Annotated in this window: 12 protein-coding genes and 3 pseudogenes; 13 read left to right on the top strand and 2 right to left on the bottom strand. The window is 45.9% G+C overall.

The features are described 5' to 3' along the window. The first annotated feature begins 83 nt into the window (after positions 1-83). From AC0YNZ_RS21995 to resA, 3 genes and pseudogenes are all read left to right on the top strand, one after another. Positions 84-1,772 carry a dienelactone hydrolase family protein gene (locus tag AC0YNZ_RS21995; RefSeq protein ID WP_475828641.1) on the top strand — a complete coding sequence of 563 codons (1,689 nt, stop codon included), beginning with the start codon at positions 84-86 and terminating at the stop codon, positions 1,770-1,772. Between the two features lie 237 nt (positions 1,773-2,009). Further along, a pseudogene (locus AC0YNZ_RS21990) lies at positions 2,010-2,220 on the top strand (c-type cytochrome biogenesis protein CcsB); the annotation flags it as partial. Between the two features lie 18 nt (positions 2,221-2,238). Continuing rightward, positions 2,239-2,766 (top strand): thiol-disulfide oxidoreductase ResA, encoded by a 528-nt coding sequence (gene resA, locus AC0YNZ_RS21985; RefSeq protein WP_475828640.1) that lies wholly within the window; start codon positions 2,239-2,241, stop codon positions 2,764-2,766. A 95-nt stretch (positions 2,767-2,861) separates the two neighbouring features. Here the strand turns inward: resA and AC0YNZ_RS21980 are convergent, their stop codons facing one another. Together AC0YNZ_RS21980 and AC0YNZ_RS21975 are read right to left on the bottom strand one after the other, a co-directional pair. Continuing rightward, on the bottom strand, positions 2,862-3,407 hold the full coding sequence (locus tag AC0YNZ_RS21980) for a TetR/AcrR family transcriptional regulator (protein ID WP_475828639.1): 546 nt from the start codon (positions 3,405-3,407) through the stop codon (positions 2,862-2,864). A gap of 89 nt (positions 3,408-3,496) precedes the next feature. Continuing rightward, a pseudogene (locus AC0YNZ_RS21975) lies at positions 3,497-4,044 on the bottom strand (TetR/AcrR family transcriptional regulator). Between the two features lie 385 nt (positions 4,045-4,429). On the opposite strand from AC0YNZ_RS21975, the gene AC0YNZ_RS21970 reads away from it, so the two are divergent. The 10 genes and pseudogenes from AC0YNZ_RS21970 to AC0YNZ_RS21925 all read left to right on the top strand — a co-directional run. Beyond that, positions 4,430-5,470: an NAD(P)-dependent alcohol dehydrogenase gene (locus tag AC0YNZ_RS21970; protein WP_475828638.1), complete on the top strand. Its 1,041-nt coding sequence runs from the start codon at positions 4,430-4,432 to the stop codon at positions 5,468-5,470. Positions 5,471-5,812: 342 nt separating this feature from the next. Next, entirely contained in the window at positions 5,813-5,959 is a 147-nt protein-coding gene (locus AC0YNZ_RS21965; RefSeq protein WP_475828637.1) for a hypothetical protein, read from the top strand. Positions 5,960-6,018: 59 nt separating this feature from the next. After that, positions 6,019-7,782, top strand: coding sequence for an RICIN domain-containing protein (locus AC0YNZ_RS21960; RefSeq protein ID WP_475828636.1), 1,764 nt, complete (start codon positions 6,019-6,021; stop codon positions 7,780-7,782). 792 nt (positions 7,783-8,574) lie between these two features. Beyond that, entirely contained in the window at positions 8,575-10,338 is a 1,764-nt protein-coding gene (locus tag AC0YNZ_RS21955; protein ID WP_475828635.1) for a Rieske (2Fe-2S) protein, read from the top strand. A 260-nt stretch (positions 10,339-10,598) separates the two neighbouring features. Continuing rightward, positions 10,599-12,041: a GMC oxidoreductase gene (locus AC0YNZ_RS21950; protein ID WP_475828634.1), complete on the top strand. Its 1,443-nt coding sequence runs from the start codon at positions 10,599-10,601 to the stop codon at positions 12,039-12,041. A 502-nt stretch (positions 12,042-12,543) separates the two neighbouring features. Then, positions 12,544-14,847: a glycoside hydrolase family 3 C-terminal domain-containing protein gene (locus AC0YNZ_RS21945; protein ID WP_475828633.1), complete on the top strand. Its 2,304-nt coding sequence runs from the start codon at positions 12,544-12,546 to the stop codon at positions 14,845-14,847. A 116-nt stretch (positions 14,848-14,963) separates the two neighbouring features. Then, a complete protein-coding gene (locus AC0YNZ_RS21940; protein ID WP_475828632.1) occupies positions 14,964-16,133 on the top strand; it encodes an MFS transporter in 1,170 nt (389 codons plus the stop codon). Between the two features lie 189 nt (positions 16,134-16,322). Beyond that, a complete protein-coding gene (locus tag AC0YNZ_RS21935; RefSeq protein WP_475828736.1) occupies positions 16,323-17,693 on the top strand; it encodes a glycoside-pentoside-hexuronide (GPH):cation symporter in 1,371 nt (456 codons plus the stop codon). Between the two features lie 29 nt (positions 17,694-17,722). After that, positions 17,723-17,986, top strand: coding sequence for an HPr family phosphocarrier protein (locus AC0YNZ_RS21930; RefSeq protein ID WP_475828631.1), 264 nt, complete (start codon positions 17,723-17,725; stop codon positions 17,984-17,986). Between the two features lie 371 nt (positions 17,987-18,357). Continuing rightward, positions 18,358-18,621 (top strand): annotated as a pseudogene (locus AC0YNZ_RS21925) (hypothetical protein); the annotation flags it as partial.

Below are 18,621 nucleotides of genomic sequence, written 5' to 3'. Positions count from 1 at the left end.
GTATCTCGAAGATTAATCTCAGGTTTCTCCCTAAATTGTAAGGTACAATCAATAACGATAAAGGTCGTTCGATTGCATTAAACATGACTGCTGTGAACCGGCTCATCAAGGGTCGTATTGAAATTAGCGAAGGATTTCGCAATTTGCTGCGATTGGCAACGAATCGCCGTCAGAGTCGCTGCTTTGGAAGGGGGAAGGCAAACAAGAAAAATATTCTTTGTGCAATTTTCAAACGTGAACAGATGAACATTAACACAATAACAGTGGAGGTAAAAATGAAAATAAAATCTTTTATGAAACGCGGCTTAACAGCGTTGATACTGAGCATGTTTTTATCCACGACTCCCGTTGTATCTGCTGATAACTCCCAAGCATGGGACATGACCTTTGCTCAAAACGACAAGGTGACTGTTGAAAAAGTCTCATACACTAACAGACTTGGCATTAACATAGTCGCGGATTTGTATCTTCCTAAAAACATAGATAGAGCAAAGAAATCTCCCGCAATCATTGTTGGACACCCGTTCGGCGGCGTGAAGGAACAGACGTCCGGCTTGTATGCCCAGGAGATGGCAGAACGGGGCTTTGTAACCCTTGCTTATGACGCCTCCTACAATGGAGAAAGCGGAGGGCAACCGCGTAATATTGCTTCTATGGAAACGTTAGTCGAAGATTTCAGCGCGGCCGTAGACTTTTTGGGCACACGCCCGTTTGTGGACCGTAACCGTATTGGCGTCATCGGCGTTTGTGCCAGCGGCGGATTTGCGATCAACGCTGCTCAGGTTGACCCTCGCCTGAAGGCCGTCGCGACAGTTAGTATGTACGACATGGGCCGCGCCACCCGTGAGGGCGTGGGGTATGCGCCAATACCAAGCGAAGTAATGACCGAGGATGAACGGACAAGAGTTCTTGAAGAAGCCGCTGAACAGCGCTATATCGAATTTGAGGGCGGACAGAAAATATTCGGCTTAGGAACTGCCGTGAAACTAAAACCCTCACAACAAGCGGCTCTCCAAGAGTTCATTGAATACTACGGTACGCCTAGGGGAGCTCACCCCCGCTCAGCCGCCTTGAGCCTTACGAGCACTGGGTCGCTCATGAACTTCTTCCCGTTCTCGCAGATTGAGACGATTTCTCCTCGTCCAATTCTGTTCATCGCAGGTGAGAATGCCCACTCCAGATACTACAGCGAAGACGCCTACAAGCTGGCGGGCGAATCGAAGGAACTCTATATAGTTCCAGGCGCAGGACATGTGGATCTGTACGACAGAATGGAGTACATCCCATTCGACAAGCTCGAGTCCTTCTTCAGTAAAAATCTGGATGGAAAAGGCGTATCCGGTTTAGCTGCACCAACAGCATCGAACGTTTTGATTGATGGCAGGGAAGTCGCGTTTGAAGCTTATAACATCAACGACAACAACTTCTTCAAACTACGCGACCTGGCTATGGTTGTGAATGGATCTGAAAAACAATTCGAAGTAAGTTGGGATGCAGCGAATAACGCCATCAATCTATTGTCGAGTAGAGCATATACACCTGTTGGCGGTGAACTGGCGGTATCCGCTAAGCCAGAGTCAAAACGGGCTTTGTCAACAAGCTCCAAAATATATGTCAATGGCGAAGAGATTCAGCTTACAGCCTACAAAATTGACGGCAACAACTATTTCAAGCTTCGGGATATCGCAAAAGTATTCAACATTGGCGTTACATGGGATGGCATGACCAAAACGGCAGGCATCAATACAAAGATTGATTATAAAGAGGAATAGCACCCAGCCGACATTTTCCGTTGATCAAAGTTGACATCTTCTTTTTAGTAATAAGGCGCTTACAGCCGGTCGATTCGACCGGCGTGCAAGCGCCTCTTGTTGTGAGCCATATTCATGAGCGGCGCCTGTGTGCGGCATCTTGTTGCGGTCAGGCAATATTCGAGTGTTGATTGTAGACGATGAACAAAACATTTTGCATTTTTTGGAGTTAGGGCTTCAAAACGGTGGGTTCAATGTGCGGCAGCTCTTCAGCCATTAACGAAGAATATTAAGCTTGATTTGGTTGAAGAAATTGGAATTGGATATAGGTCGGTTGCAATCGGATTTCCGATATTTACTTTGGCATGGTGAAAGATCAGCATGGCTCGGAGTCATCGGTTTTGGAATCATTATTTTCAACCTGATTTTTGTTAACCTGATTATCGCCGGATTGCATTCTTACACCTAATAAGTAAAGGAGGTTCAGATGAGGAACAAAAAAACCAGATTTATTCTTCGCTTGAGTCTGCTGCTTATTATGATTTCAGCCATAACTTACACACTTTATCAGCATTTCTTTACTGAAAAAAATCAGGTTCAGGTTGGAGATCAAGCACCTGATTTTGTACTTGAAGATATGGAAGGAAATAAAGTTCAGCTATCAGACTTAAAGGGAAAAGGAGTTTTCTTGAATTTCTGGGGGACATGGTGCAAACCATGCGAGCAGGAAATGCCTTATATGGAGAGCCGGTATATTCACTATAAAAACCTTGATGTAGAAATATTAGCTGTTAATGTTGGGGAAAGTGGAGTTGCCATTGAATCTTTTGTTAAAAAACATGGACTCACATTTCCCGTTCTGAAAGATAAAGACCAAGCTGTCACTGAAGCATATGATATTACCCCAATTCCGACTTCATTCTTAATCGATAAGAATGGAAAAGTTCTAAAGGTTATAACCGGTTCTATGACTGAAAAGGATATAGCAAATTACATGGAATTGATAAAATCATGAAAATGATTGAGTCCTTCGAGAAATCATATGTGCCCGGTTTAATAGACCAGAGCGTCCCGACAGGTTAAGCAGGACGCTCTGGTTAGATACATGGATTATAGAGTTCTCTCTAACAATGCCCCAACTTGTTTCGCCATTACTTGAGGAGAATAAGGCATTCCATTCCTAATCCACCATTCAATTATCCCTACATAAGCGGCCCCATTATATTGCAAGATAACATCATCATTTATGTCTGAATTTTTTCCACTTGTCTTGTCAAGTTCATCTCTAAAATCATCCATAAAAAACGTAAGCAGCCGTGTTCTAAAAGATGGGGCTCCTTTACTCGCTAACATTGTCGAAAAGAACAAATAGTTTTTTTCAAAGTAATCAAAAAAGGGCTCCGTGCAGTTGATAAAATCCAATTTGCATGCCCATTCCCCCATTTCCCTAAGCTCCTGAATATGAGCTTCGATGAGTTTATCCAGCAAGTCAAATTTGTCCTGATAATGAAGATAAATTGTACCACGGTTAATGTTTGCCCGGTCGGCAATATCCTGAATTGTAATGTTATCAAAGCTTTTTTCAGTCATCAGCTCAATGACAGCCTTTTTCATTGATTCTTGAGTTTTAAGAACTATCCGATCCACTTTCGCCATCGTATATTCAACCTATCTTTCATTTATAATTAACACTTTTGATACCGTGACCCTTCAGTCTCCCAAGATTGAAACGTCAAAAGCATGGATTACAGGCTTCTCTCTAACAAGGCCCCAACTTGCTTGGCCATTACTCGTGGCGGATAAGGCATACCATTCTTGATCCACCATTCAATTACCCCAACATAAGCAGTTCCGGCATATTGTAGTATAATATCTGCACTTAGATCTTTATTCCAATCGCTTTCTTTGTCAATCTCACCTTTGAACCCTTCAATAAAAGAAGCAAGAAGCCGATTTCTAAAGAATGATGGAGTCCCTTTACTTGCTAGCATGGTCGAAAAAACAAATAATTCTTCTCGAAATATTCAAAAAAAGGTACAAGACCTTCGAACCAATCCATTTCACATGCCCATGTTCCCATCTCCCCTAATTCATTAATGTGTGATTCTATGAGTTTATCCAACAGATCATATTTATCCAGATAATGAAGATAAATGGTTCCGCGATTTACGTTTGCTCGGTCAGCAATATCCTGAATGGTAATGTTATCGAAACTTTTTTCAGTCATCAGTTCAATAACCGCTTTTTTCAAGGCTTCTTGCGTTTTAAGAACTCTTCGGTCCACTTTTGCCATAATAAACTCCACCAAACTTTCTTAGAAAATGAACAGTTTTGATTACTGTGTGATATATCAACAAATTGCGTTTTTTTAACCATTGAACGTAAGCTTCTTACATCTATAATAATAGACGATGTTTGATTACATTTTGCTTACACGCTTTCTGTTGGTTTAGTGATTAATCAATGACTTGGCTTCCCGAAAGATAATCAACAATTTTATTGATTTATTTGAATAAGCAACGAATTGCGTTCTTTTAACCATTGAAAGTATTGTGATTCTATTTATAATTATAAACAGATGTTGATTAAACATGAAGTGTTGATTCGGTTTTATTGCTGAATCACAACCAATTCGATTGTCAAAACTAATTAATTCATTGATTGCAGGAGGTTATACGATGATTAATGCTAATGCACGCGCTACATTCAGTCCAGAAGGCCCATTCAAACTGACCGCGATCGAACGTAGGGATCTCCAGCCGCATGATATTCTCATTGAGATTAAGTACGCTGGTATTTGTCACTCTGATATCCATGCATCTCGCGGCGAGTGGGGACCTGTAAACTATCCTTTCGTTCCAGGGCACGAGATCGCCGGAATTGTCACCCAAGTTGGTTCGGAAGTTAAAAAGTATGCTGTTGGCGACCGAGTAGGGGTAGGCTGTATGGTTGACTCCTGCAGAGAGTGCGATAACTGCCGTAAGGGAGAGGAGCAGTATTGCCTCGATGGAATGACGGGAACCTATGGATCTACCGACAGGTACGGGCAATATACGCAGGGCGGGTATTCCACTCACATTGTCGTAACAGAAGACTTCGTGGTTAGAATTCCTGACGGTATTGAGCTTGATGCCGCCGCACCGCTTTTGTGTGCCGGTATCACAACGTACTCGCCGCTGCGTCATTGGGGTGCTGCACTTGGCAAAAAGGTAGCTGTTATTGGACTTGGCGGGCTTGGACACATGGCTGTGAAGTTCGCTCATGCCATGGGGGCAGAAGTTACGGTTTTATCACAAACATTGAAGAAGAAAGAAGACGGTCTACGGCTTGGCGCGAACCATTATTATGCCACGAGCGATCCGGAGACGTTTAAGCATTTAGCTGGTTCGTTCGATCTCATCATAAATACAGTGAGCGCGGAGATCGATATTAATGCCTACCTTTCGCTCTTGGCGCTGGATGGAACACTGGTCAACGTCGGTGCGCCATCGGAACCGTTGCCAGTTCAAGTATTCTCGCTTATCCCTCATCGTCGGTCGTTTGCAGGATCGGCAATCGGTGGAATTCGCGAAACGCAGGAAATGCTTGACTTTTGCGCTGAACATAGAATTTTCCCTGAAATCGAGATTATATCGGCTAACCAGATTGATGAAGCCTGGGAGCGCGTACTGGCATCAGATGTCCGGTATCGCTTTGTGATCGATATCAGCACAATGTGAGTCGCATGATAAGCTGAGTAAGGAAGCTATTGCGTTTCTGGAAGAGCCGTATGTACCACATCCAGTGGTCGGTCTTGATATAGAAGGCTTTAAATAAGATTAATCCTAGCAAAATATTAGGGGCACGCCTACACCGGTGTGCCTCTTTACTTGGAGGAAAAAAATACACGATTGGTAGCTGCAGAAATCAATGGTGAGATGGAAAACGAATCGATTGGTAACAATCGACCTTGGGGTAAAACGATCCTTAGATTTACTTCCGGAATCTTGTGCAAATTCCGAAAAGAGCAACTCTTGATTAAGAGCCTTACATTTGAAAAGTAGACTAGGAGATTCTCTGTAATGAGCAATAACAACAATCAGCATGTGTTTAGACAGGCTTTGCTGCTGGGTTTATTTTCGACACTGGGGCCTTTTACGATCGATATGTATTTACCGGCGTTCCCGGAGATTGTTAAGAGTATATTGGATTTTTCCAATACCCATTAGTTGAAATGGTTTACAAAATAAAAATAAAAATATATGTAAAATTCAGGGAGGTAATATAAGTGAAAAAAAAGCTGGTTACTTCGCTTCTGCTTGTGGCAATAACACTAAGCCTTATGATCCCTCAGGGAAAAGATAAGCTTGCAACAAGTCCTTCTGATGCTTGGATACAGGTATGGAGCGATGAATTTAATCAGTCTGATATGAGCGCACCCGACGAAAACAAATGGTCCTATGATATCGGTACGGGAACCCTTTATGATATTCCGGATGGTTGGGGGAATAATGAACTGCAGTATTACACAGATAGAAGAGAAAACTCCTATATTCAGAATGGGAAGTTGGTTATTAAAGCATTAAGGGAAAACTACGGCAATAAATCTTATACTTCAGCAAGATTAATATCGAAGAATAAAGGTGATTGGACATATGGGCGTTTTGTTATCCGTGCCAAACTTCCAAATAATCGGCCAGCCGGTGTCACCGATCAAACAGGGTTGAATGGTATTTGGCCTGCTATCTGGATGCTGCCTACAGATAAAGTGTATGGGACTTGGCCGGCAAGTGGAGAAATCGATATTATGGAGATGGTAGGTAAAGAAATTGTAAACAATAATTATAGTATTTTTGGAACTCTACATTTTGGTAATCCTTGGAGTTATACAAATAGTCCCTATAATTTGGCAGTAGATGGTCAATTTCATGATTTCTCAGTCGAGTGGGACCCGGGAGAGATTCGCTGGTATGTAGACAACCATTTATTCCAAACACGGCGGTCTTCTGAGTGGTACAGTTCAGGTAGTGGCGGACCGAATAAGCCATTCGATCAAAATTTCCATATGCTTCTGAATTTAGCGGTAGGTGGTACCTGGCCAAGATCCCCTGATGCATCGACCTTGTTCCCGCAGACAATGGAAGTGGATTATGTGAGGGTTTATCAACGTCCAGCTACAGGTATTATTTCTGGTGCGGAATATAAACTAATCAATTTAAACAGCAATCGTGCTCTTAATGTGGCTGGTGCTGGGACAGCGGATGGGAGCAATGTACAATTAGCAAATGATAACGGCAGTTTCGCACAAAGATGGAAGGTGGTTGCAAATACAGATGGGACATATAAAATGATCAATAAAAATAGTGGTAAAGTATTAGATGTAGCTGCTAGTGGAACATCCGATGGTACCAGTGTTCAAATTCGGTCTGACAATGATTCAGTTGCTCAAAAGTGGCAATTTATCAGCAACGGAGACAATACGGTTCGCCTGATGAATCCCAATAGTGGTAAGATGCTGAATCCGGCATTTAATGGAACTGCAGATGGCACAAGTGTGCAAATTTATAGAGATAACGGGAATATATCTCAAAAATGGAGTCTTATACTGGTAGAAACTCAGGTTATCTCGGGTAAAACTTATAGTCTGGTTAATTTGAATAGTGAGAAAGCGTTGGATGTCGCAGGAGGCGGAACTGCAAATGGTACAAATGTTCAAATAGCCTCTGTAAATAATAGTGGAGCTCAGCAATGGCAGGCCATTGCGAATGGTGATGGAACTTACAAACTGCTTAATCCAAATAGTGGAAAATCCCTGGATGTGGCAGGAGCAGGAACTTCGGATGGCACTAATGTTCAAATTGCGGATTACAACGGTAGTGGAGCTCAAAAGTGGACCTTTGTAAGCAATGGTGATGGAACTTATAGGCTGCTCAATCCGCTAAGTGGAAAAGTATTAGATGTAGCCTCTGGGGGAATAACAGACGGTACCAATGTACAAATCTGGAGCAATAACGGTTCAGGTGCTCAGAAGTGGGTTTTAATTGCGCATTAATTTTAAAAATCAACAGCGTCAGCCGTACGAATCGCCAACGCGACAATGGTAAGCGTGATGTTAGCGGTGCCGCTGAACGGTTATGGTTGGCGGTAGGAGCGGCCCATGTAACCATTGTAGGCAATGTGGTTGCCGGTTGGATTTCTGGACAAAAAGCCGACTTATCCAATAAGGATTTCATGAATTTTGGTCGAACCCTCATGGTTCGAGGGGGGTCTCCATCATTCTGGCTCAACTGGGCGTTGCCGCCGGGCTGAACCCGAGCCTTACTCCCTTCACAGCCTTTTATGTACTGATTTTGGCCATCGCAGTTCCGCTTATGGCGAAATAAGCATTGAACATTTATAACGGTTTGAATCAGATGTTCTCATATTATCACATGTTCGCCGACTCGGGGCAGCAGGCCGGTTTAACAATGGATTTTGAAAGGGTGAGCCTTTCAAGGTCCATTTTTTTGATCCTGATTTCAATTACCACAGACATCAGTTGTTGTAGAAGGTTATATAAGTTACTGTAAAATATGTTGTAAAGGATTTTTTTGCGTACATTTAAATATGACAGAATATTATGAAGTTTCAGATAACATTAATGCAACGCTAGTGAAGTATAATACATTCGCTTTTAAAATGGTAAAAGAAACCTCTATTTTTGTCGTGCCGATTTCCGGCTCATTTATGAAGCAATGGCCGGGGTATTAAGGTATTATAAAACTATGGAAAAGAACGCAGAGGATTCTGACCGGGTACGATTGTTGTACGTTGGAGTGCAGCTTAAAAAAAGGAGGATGTATTGATGAGTGTAAGTTTAAACTGGATTTCAGCAGGGAATTTGGAAGCGCTTAAAGAAGAAGGCGCAAAGGTTATACGAGGCGGTATCGCTGTTTTTTATCATGAAGACCAAGTATACGCGGTGGACAACCGCTGCCCGCATTTAGGCTTTCCTCTTCATATGGGGAGCTTGTGCGACGGGATTTTGACGTGTCATTGGCATCATGCCCGGTTTGACGTTTGCAGTGGCGGTACTCTTGATCCGTGGGCGGACGATGTTCCCTCGTATGAAGTGCGAGTCGAAGGCGGTGAAGTGTGGGTAAATCCGGTTTCCAGAAGTGCGAAAGGCGCGGCAAAATATAAGCATAAACTGAAAGAAGGACTCGAGCAAAATATCGGCATCGTCATCGCGAAAGCGGTCGTCGGACTGATCGAAGCGGGAGTGCCGGAGCAGGACATCGCCCGCATTGGCATCGAATTCGGCACGACATATGGAACGGGCTGGAACGCCGGACTTACGATTCTTACAGCGATGGCGCAAAGCGTCGACAAGCTGGATAAGAACGGCAAAATACTCGCCTTGTACCAAGGCCTTGTCCATGTCTCCCGAGGCAGCTCGGGCAGAGGGACCCGCCACTTGCTGTCGGCTCTGCCTTCGGCGGACGTGCCGTTCGAACGGTTGACCGAGTGGTATCGCAGCTGCATAGAGGTACGGGATACGCAGGGCGCTGAGAAAGTGCTGATCACCGCTATTTTGAAAGGCATTGACACGAAGCGGTTGTCGGATATGATGCTTGTCGCCGCAACAGATCACTTTTACTTGGATGGCGGGCATGTATTCGATTTCCACAGCAAAGCTTTTGAGGCGCTAGAGTGGGCGGAGGTGTCGCAAAAGGAGCAGATTTTAACTTCGCTCGTGCCGATGATGGCTCGTCCGACACGGAGCGAGGAGCTGCACCAGTGGCAGGCGCCGCTGAACCTCGTAGAGCCGATCAAACAAGCGGTCAACGAGCTGGAACAGAATGCGGCGCAGGCGAAGCTCGCCGTTGGGTCAACGGATACGCGGCTGTCTGCTGATATGGAAGAGCAATTGCTGCAGCAGCTGCTGAGCGATAAGCCAGAGCAGACGATAGCTTTGCTGCGCGACCTGCTTATCACGGGAACGGCTCCGGCAAAATTGGCACAGCTCGTTGCTTTGGCCGCCGCGGAACGGATCGTTCGTTTCCATACGCAGAACGATTTTGGCGATTGGATTGCAGTGCTCCATACGTTCACTTATGCTCACGCCGTGCATGAAAGGCTGCTGCAATCAGATGAGCCGCTGCTGCAGCGGGCGATTTTTCACGGAGCCGTTAGCGTATATCTTGACCGTTTCTTAAACGTGCCGGCAGCCGTGCGTCCAAAGCCGTCCGGCTCCAGCGCGCCGGCCAACCATCAAGATCTGCTCGATTTGCTCGATCTGCGTCAGCAGGTCGGACCGGCCGCGCAATGGGTGATGGACTACATTCATGGCGGCGGTGAGTCGGGGGCGCTGCTTAACACGCTTGGCCATGCGCTGTTGCGGGAGGATGCGGAATTCCATTCTTTCCAAATGTATGAGGCAGCAGTGGCCGAATATGACCGCTGGCAAGCGGCGGCAGGCTCTTTTGCGGAGAAGGCCAAAGAAACGATATTAATAGCCTGCACCCGATATTTGGCGGCACATGCGCCAACTGCGCGCGAGCTCCCGCATACGGCTAAAATTGCCTGGAGGCTGCATAAAGGCGAACGGTTGTTTGAAGAAGAATAGCAGATGGACACACGCTAGTAACACTATGGGCAAGGATGGACGATAAAGGAGCAGCTGCCATTGGCAGACTGCTCCAAGGCTAAAGGACAACCTGTTGCAATTCAATGGCTTCGTATAGTGCCTATTTAAAAAGCATAAATCAGAACTCTAAAAAAATGATCATAAGACCCACCGCAAATTTGGGATAAAAATCAGACATTTGTAATTGATGAATGCCATATAAATAACTGTGAAATTCTGTGGTGAAAGGATCGGTTATCATGTGGGATTACCCAAATAATTGGATCCCGGCTATATCACTGGAGCAGATGGCCAATACGAGCTATGACGTTATCATAATTGGAAGTGGTGCGGGCGGGGGGGCAGCGCTTTACCGGTTATGCGAGCTTTGGAAGAATCACGGGGCTATGCGAATCGGAATACTCGAAAAGGGTAATAAGCTATTTCATTCTCATGCCCTGAATATTCCCACTATGAATGTCACACGTATGCGAGATAAATTATGGCCCGATAATTCGACTTATGTCGGGGCACACCTGCCGCAATTTTCAGGAGCCAGACTAACGTTTGCGCTCGGCGGGAGAACGTTGTTTTGGAATGGGATATCTCCTCGTCCTCCTCAGTACGAAATTCAACAATGGCCTGTCCATCCAGGGGAAATGGACATATATTTTAGAATCGCTGAAAGGATCATGAAAGTCACCACATCATATGCTCAAGGTTCATCGATTCAGAATATACTGATGAACCGGCTTCATGCGAACGGTATTCCAGAAGCGACTGATGTCCCGGTCGCCATTGATATGAATGGTTCCCATCTTGGAGAAATTCACTCCAACGCATGGTTCAGCTCTTTAAACTTTCTTGCCTACGCCCTAAATGACAGGCCGTTCGATCTTGCTTTAAATTCTTACACGACACGAGTGCTTGTCGAAAATGGGAAAGCTGTTGGGGTTACTGTAATGTCTCCAGAAAAAAGAACTTACATCATTCGGGCAAAAAACGTCATTGTTTCAGCCAGTGCTTTAGAAACGCCTCGGATATTGCTTCATTCGGGCATCCAAGGTCCGGCGATCGGACGCTATTTAACCAACCATTCGTTAATTGTAGGCACTGGCAAAATCAGCTCCAGGCAGTTTCCGGATCCTATTGGCAACCTGGCTATTTTAAAGCAGGAAACTTGGCAAAATCCTTATCAGATTCAAATATTCGGGACTGGTCCGTATTTTTCATACCAGCAATTCGAAGAAAAGGTGCCACAAGAAGAACTGGCCGTGAGCTTAGGGGCTCTCGGCAGGGTGGAGTCCCGATCTGAAAACCGGGTTTATTTGGACCCCGGCGTACGGGACGATTATGGGGTGCCTATGATCCAGGTCAACTTTTCATACAGCAGCAGAGACCGCATGGTTATCAACGAAATGCACCGGGGCATTATTCAGACGGCTTCGGCAATGGGAGTTGCTTTGGTTGAGGAACCTGACTTGTTTCCGCCGGGAAGCGACTACCATGAATCATGTACCTGCAGAATGGGCACAGACCCGGCTCTTTCCGCTACGAACCGCTTTGGCCAAATTCATGGAATTACCGGTCTATATATAGCGGACAACAGTGTTCTGCCTTCTCTTGCATCGGCGAATCCAACTCTTTCCACCATGGCTTTAGCGATAAGAACGGCGGATCATATTGTCCGACAGAGCGGCTGAAATTTAAGCTTCAATGGCTGGTGCTTTGATGAACATTCGCGGGAGTGATTGTGAAAATTACTCCACCTATGAAGAGCTTGACGTTAACCGTACTGTATCAAAGCATAATTTCAAAGTGAGGTATCTCCTAATGGGGGATACCTCATTAATTTATACGCGATGTTTAACAAACGTGAAGAAGCATAACGCTTTGGTGTCATCATTATTAAGCAACAGTTTATATTTGGCTGGATGGCGCTTCCCGGTAAAGGACACTCGTTTCATTGAGCATTACCTTCTGATGTTGTTGAAATTTTAAACATGACTAGTTGAATTTTTGTATAACACATCGTCTGAGATAAACGTTAAAGTTTTATTTGTAAGAGGGGAAAAGCAAAATGAATAATTGCTTATGCAATTTCTAATTAGCAGTACCCTGTCTTATTCCTTATACACTTGGCTGCATACGCAAAGGAATCTGTGTGGGCGCGGTTTGGTATCAAATAGGCAGAGGGAGGAAATAATGATGAAATCTAATGTGCAGTCGGATATTATTCAAGGGCTGATAGCCCAAATGACGCTGGAGGAGAAGGCCAGCCTTTGTTCCGGGCTTGATTTCTGGCATACGAAAGGAATCGAGCGGCTCGGCATCCCTTCGCTGATGGTGACGGATGGCCCTCACGGATTAAGGAAGCAAATGGAGGGTGACGATCACCTGGGGCTTCATGACAGTGTGCCCGCTACGTGCTTTCCGTCGGCAGCCGGAATGGCCGCTTCATGGAACCGCGAGCTGATTAACCGGATCGGCGAGGCGCTCGGCATGGAATGCCAGGCTGAAAATGTCGCCCTGCTGCTCGGGCCGGGAGCGAATATCAAGCGGTCTCCGCTTTGCGGACGGAACTTCGAATATTTCTCGGAGGATCCTTATTTATCCTCGGAGTTGGCAGCTAGCCACATCAATGGCGTGCAAAGCCAGGGCGTCGGCACGTCACTAAAGCATTTCGCCGCGAACAATCAGGAGCACCGCCGCATGACAGTTGACGCAGTCATCGATGAAAGGACGCTGCGAGAAATATACTTGGCCAGCTTCGAAGGTGCCGTTAAGCAGTCGCAGCCTTGGAGTGTGATGTGCTCGTATAACAAGGTGAATGGGGAATTCGCGTCGGAGAATGAATGGCTGCTGACGGAAGTGCTGCGTAAGGAGTGGGGCTTCGATGGCTTCGTCATATCCGACTGGTTCGCCGTAAATGAGCGTGTGAAGGGACTTCAGGCAGGACTGGAACTGGAGATGCCATCCAGCTATGGGGTCGGCGATTCCAAGATTGTCCAAGCCGTACGCAGCGGACAGTTATCTGAACAGACGTTAGACCGCGCAGTAGTGCGGTTGTTGAACTTTATTTTCAAAGTGGTCGAAAACCGGCAGAAGGACGCATCGTTTGATGCAGAGGCGCATCATCGTTTGGCGCGAGAAGTTGCGCAGGAATGCATGGTCCTGCTGAAAAATGAGGATGGAATCCTGCCGCTGCAAAAACGGGGGACGATCGCCATCATCGGAGAATTCGCCGAAAAACCGCGTTATCAAGGCGGTGGAAGTTCCCATGTCAATCCGACGAAGCTCGACGATGCGCTCGAAGAGATGATAACCGCGGCAGGGGATGAAGCACGGATTGTATACGCCCAGGGCTATAACTTGAACAGCGACGAGGTCGACGCTGAGCTTGAGCAAGAGGCTAAGAATGCGGCGGCACAGGCGGATGTTGCGGTGCTGTTCATCGGATTGCCGGAGCGCTACGAATCGGAGAGCTACGACCGCACGCATCTTGCTATTCCGGCTAATCACCAGGCGTTAATCGATGCCGTGGCGGAAGTTCAGAGCAACCTCGTCGTCGTGCTCAGCAACGGCTCAGCGATCGAGATGCCTTGGATTGACAAGACGAAGGCCGTGCTGGAAGGCTATCTCGGCGGACAGGCGTTCGGAGGCGCAGTGGCGGACCTGCTATTCGGCCGAGTGAGTCCGAGCGGCAAGCTTGCGGAGACGTTCCCGGTCAAGCTCAGCGACAATCCGTCCTTCCTGAACTTCCCGGGCGAGAGCGATAAGGTCGAATACCGCGAAGGCCTGTTCATCGGCTACCGCTACTATGACGCGAAAGAACTGGAACCGCTCTTTCCGTTCGGCTTCGGACTCAGCTACACGCAGTTTGCATACAGCGATCTTAAGGTGGACCGGACTTCCATGAAAGACTCGGAGACGTTAAACGTTCAAGTCACGGTAACTAACACCGGAAAAGTCACGGGCAAGGAAATCGTACAGCTCTATGTGCGTGACGTTGCAAGCACCGTCATTCGTCCGCAGAAGGAGCTGAAAGGCTTCCGGAAAGTCGAGCTGCAGCCAGGGGAGAAGAAGACCGTGGAATTCGTGCTGGATCGCAGAGCGTTCGCTTATTACAATACGGAGATTGGCGATTGGCATGTGGAAAGTGGCGCTTTCGACATTTTGATCGGCGCTACGTCGCAACAGATTTCGCTGCAAACCGCGGTCGAAATCGAAGGCGGCACCGCTCTACCCGTCAGATATCACCGCAACACGATGGTCGGTGACATATTGGATAACCCGAGGGCAGCTGAAATGGCAAAATTGTGTATGGACAAATTTGCAGAATTCGGGCTTGTGGATCAGCTCTCTGACAACCCCGACATGCTGAATGCGATTATACGGTATTTCCCGCTTCGATGTTTGGTCGCTATGGGGCAGGGAGCTTATACGGAGGAAATGCTGGCAGAGGATTTGAAGAAGCTGAACGAGTTGGAGACAGCGGCAGTCAAGTAAGCGGAAAGCCAGTCGGAACGACACACCGTAGAAACCGGGTCGGAGAAAGATTTCTTAACCCGGTTTTCTAAGGTTTTCAAAAGATTAGTCCATTTAAATGAAGATAGGGATGAATAATGAAAGCTGAACGAAATTATTTGCTTATATTCATAATGACTATAGGCGTTTTCAGTATTTTAAATACTGAAATGGGTGTTATCGGAATATTGCCATTAATTGCTGATCATTTTCATGTCAGTATAGCTACAGCCGGGTTGTTCGTGAGTCTCTTTGCGCTTGCTGTTGCAATATCCGGTCCAACGATGCCTTTATTATTTTCGGGCATAAATCGAAAGAAGGTAATGTTGCTTGTTCTTGGCGTTTTCATTCTGAGCAATATTGTCTCCGCATTCGCATCTAACTTTAACATTGTATTAATTGCCCGTGTAATTCCAGGGATTTTCCATCCCATATATGTTTCATTGGCTTTTACAGTAGCTGCAACGTCAGTCAGCAATGAAGAAGCTCCAAAAGCTGTTTCCAAGGTGTTTATTGGAGTATCTGCCGGCATGGTACTTGGCGTACCGGTCACTAGTTATATTGCAAGTGCAGCTTCGTTTGAAATGGCGATGTTATTCTTTGCGATCGTGAATGCTGTAGTATTCATTGCCACATTCCTATTTGTACCATCCATGCCTGTTAAGGAAAGACTTTCTTATGGAGAACAATTAGGAGTATTAAAAAAATCAATTACTTGGCTTTCCATTGCGGCTGTTATTTTCATGAATGGTGCCGTATTCGGTGTTTATAGTTTCCTTGCTGAGTATCTTGAAACCATTACGAAAATTTCTTGGAATTTAATCAGTTTAATGTTGCTTGTATACGGTGCGGCCAATATTATCGGAAATATTATCGCAGGGAAGCTGCTTATTAATAATGCCACCAAATCTGCTGTGTCTTTTCCTTTCGCATTAGGAGCTGTTTATATCATCCTATTCTTAACGGGACAGTTCAGTATGCCTATGGCTTTTTTAATTTTGGTTTGGGGTGTAATAGCGGGTATAGGAAGTAACATTAATCAGTATTGGATTGCGTCTGCAGCCCCCGAGGCTCCTGATTTCGCTAACGGATTATTTTTGACATCCGCTAACTTGGGAACAACAATGGGCACAGCTGTATGCGGATTCTTTATATCAGGAATAGGTACACAATACGTTGTATTAGGTGGATTTTTATTCTTGATATTAAGTATTGTATCTATTTTGCTCAGAACCTACATGTATAATCCCACAAAACAATTTTCGTAATTGCATAGGTCTCTCTAAAACTTTGGAGAGCATCTCGTGACATATATATGCCGCTTGCAGCCTGCTCGCATCCGGAGGAGGACTTGACAGCGAAGAGGAGCTTTTGGCCTCGCTTGATGAAACGAATTGTCATTGAAAGGAGCACAAACGAGATTGAATACAGGAGCAGTTTCTTCAAAAAGTCCCACCATGCCCGAGGCAAAAGTCGTGGCGGACACAGATAAGCAATCAGCAAAGCTCAGCATGAAAGAAAGATTGGGGTATGGCGTAGGTGATTTCGCGAGCAATTTGATCTGGACATCGGCAGCAACCTTCCTGAGTTTCTATTACACAGATGTAATCGGACTATCGGCAGCGGCTATCGGTACGCTGCTGCTGATCGCGCGGGTGTTGGACGCATTTATCGACATTGGCGTCGGCGCGCTTGTCGACAAGACGAAGTCACGTCACGGCAAAGCCCGGCCTTGGCTGCTGTGGATGGCGGTACCTTTCGGTGCAGCGGGCGTGCTGCTATTCACGGTGCCTGATATCGGGTCGACCGGAGTTTTAGTTTACGCATATATCACCTATTTATTGGTGAATCTGGTATACTCCTGCATCAACGTGCCTTATGGCGTTCTTAATTCTTTAATGACTCAGGAGCCATACCAGCGCTCATTGCTCAATATTTACCGGATGGTCATGACGATTTCGGGTGCCTTATTCGTTACCTTTATCACCATGCCACTCGTAAATTTGTTCGGGGGAGGCAAAACAGGCTGGATCTGGACGTTCGTGGTGTTCGCCGTACTGTCCGTCGCTCTGTTCCTGACTACCTTCGCCTCGACGAAGGAGCGAGTCAAACCATCGGTCGTTCAAAAGGAAATTCCGCTCAAGCGTGCCGTACATGCCTTGTTCCGCAATAAATACTGGGCCATGATACTCGGTTTTTCTGTAATCTACTTTATCGAGTACAGTATCATCACCGGAATGAATGTTTATTATACCCAGTATATCCTCGGGGACAGCGGGCTCGTAGGATTAGTTGGTATGGCAAGCCTGCTGCCGATTCTTGTTGGTCTGTTTTTCATCGCGCCGTTCATCAAAAGATATGGAAAGCGGAATGCAGCGATCCTCGGCAGTGTCATTATGATTGCAGGATCGCTGATTATAGCCTTAGATCCCGCCAGCCTTCCGGTCGTATTAACCGGTGTAATCGTCAGAGCGATCGGAATGATGCCGATTACAGCTACGCTCCTTGCCATGCTGGCTGACACCATTGATTACGGTGAATGGAAAACGGGCATGAGAACGGAAGGTTTGGTCTATAGCGGGGGCAGCTTCGGGGCGAAAGCGGGAACCGGTCTGGGAGGGGCCTTCGTCGGATGGGGCCTTACCCTGGGCGGCTATATCGGCGGTCAGGAAACAATCAGCAGTTCTGCCAGTACGGCGATTCAGGTTCTCTTTATCTATCTCCCAGTCATTTTGGGCATTCTGCAAATCGTATTCTTGTGGTTTTACAAGCTCGATAAGGAGTACCCGCAAGTGATAGAGGAACTGGAAGCGGTTCGGACAAACTAAATGGATAAAATGGCTGGAAGGAGTAGGTTATGACTTCAATAGATGTGATGGTTCAGCAGAATGGTTTTCCGTTACTGTTCGCCAAAAAAATCACCGAAACGGCAACGGCTTTTACAGAAGAGGAGATCCGCGTCGTTTGGAAGGCCAAAAATATTGTTTCCGATGCCAAAAGCATTCTCGGCGTGATGGCACTTGAAGTGATTAGCGGTACGACACTCACCATTACTGCACAAGGGCCGAGGGAGCAGGAGGCAGCTGAAAAACTGGTCGAATTGATTATCCAGAATCGGTAAAGGCGGCATTCATTGTGCTGCCTTTCGTCTAAATATATGGAAATAAAAGTAATTTTGCTCAATCTAACAAAGAGGGCCGCCGAAACTCCAGGCGGCCTTCTTGTTATGCGATTCGATTGAAAATTTCAACATGTTAAGCTGATAGTTGTAACAGGAAATGGCCACGATTGGCTATAAGTGCGGCTCGTAACAATATTGCTCCATATGTCGAAGCACTTCCTGGTAAAGAACACTCGTTCATGAGCCTCACCTTTCTAATGTAGTTGAAATTTTAAACATGACAAGTTGAATTTTTGTATAACATGTCATCTGAAATAAACGGTAAAGTTACATTTGTAAGCGATATCATTAATTCGAGGGGGAAAAGCAAGTTGAAAAAAATGCGTGTAATGAGTCTAGTTGTTTCTGCTGCATTGACTTTGACATTGGCGGCTTGCGGTGGAAACAAGACCGAGAGCGGAAGCGGCGAGGCTGGAGGTGCGGCGAAGGATAACGGCGGAGAGAAAAAAATTACGCTCACCTTCCAAACCAATCAGACGGACAAGAGTACAGCCTCTTATCAGATCGAGGAAGAGATTGCAAACAAATATATGAAGGAACATCCAAACGTGAAAATCGAATGGGACCGTCTGGAT

The sequence above is a fragment of the Paenibacillus sp. J2L1-98 genome (assembly GCF_056269405.1).
This window is presented reverse-complemented; position numbering and strand designations above follow the sequence as displayed.

What these genes read in the sequence shown, in the direction of transcription:
- AC0YNZ_RS21995 (WP_475828641.1), top strand. Translation starts at nt 84, where the DNA reads ATGACTGCTGTGAACCGGCTCATCAAGGGTCGTATTGAAATTAGCGAA.
- resA (WP_475828640.1), top strand. Translation starts at nt 2,239, where the DNA reads ATGAGGAACAAAAAAACCAGATTTATTCTTCGCTTGAGTCTGCTGCTT.
- AC0YNZ_RS21980 (WP_475828639.1), bottom strand. Translation starts at nt 3,407, where the DNA reads ATGGCGAAAGTGGATCGGATAGTTCTTAAAACTCAAGAATCAATGAAA.
- AC0YNZ_RS21970 (WP_475828638.1), top strand. Translation starts at nt 4,430, where the DNA reads ATGATTAATGCTAATGCACGCGCTACATTCAGTCCAGAAGGCCCATTC.
- AC0YNZ_RS21965 (WP_475828637.1), top strand. Translation starts at nt 5,813, where the DNA reads ATGAGCAATAACAACAATCAGCATGTGTTTAGACAGGCTTTGCTGCTG.
- AC0YNZ_RS21955 (WP_475828635.1), top strand. Translation starts at nt 8,575, where the DNA reads ATGAGTGTAAGTTTAAACTGGATTTCAGCAGGGAATTTGGAAGCGCTT.
- AC0YNZ_RS21950 (WP_475828634.1), top strand. Translation starts at nt 10,599, where the DNA reads ATGTGGGATTACCCAAATAATTGGATCCCGGCTATATCACTGGAGCAG.
- AC0YNZ_RS21945 (WP_475828633.1), top strand. Translation starts at nt 12,544, where the DNA reads ATGATGAAATCTAATGTGCAGTCGGATATTATTCAAGGGCTGATAGCC.
- AC0YNZ_RS21940 (WP_475828632.1), top strand. Translation starts at nt 14,964, where the DNA reads ATGAAAGCTGAACGAAATTATTTGCTTATATTCATAATGACTATAGGC.
- AC0YNZ_RS21935 (WP_475828736.1), top strand. Translation starts at nt 16,323, where the DNA reads ATGCCCGAGGCAAAAGTCGTGGCGGACACAGATAAGCAATCAGCAAAG.
- AC0YNZ_RS21930 (WP_475828631.1), top strand. Translation starts at nt 17,723, where the DNA reads ATGACTTCAATAGATGTGATGGTTCAGCAGAATGGTTTTCCGTTACTG.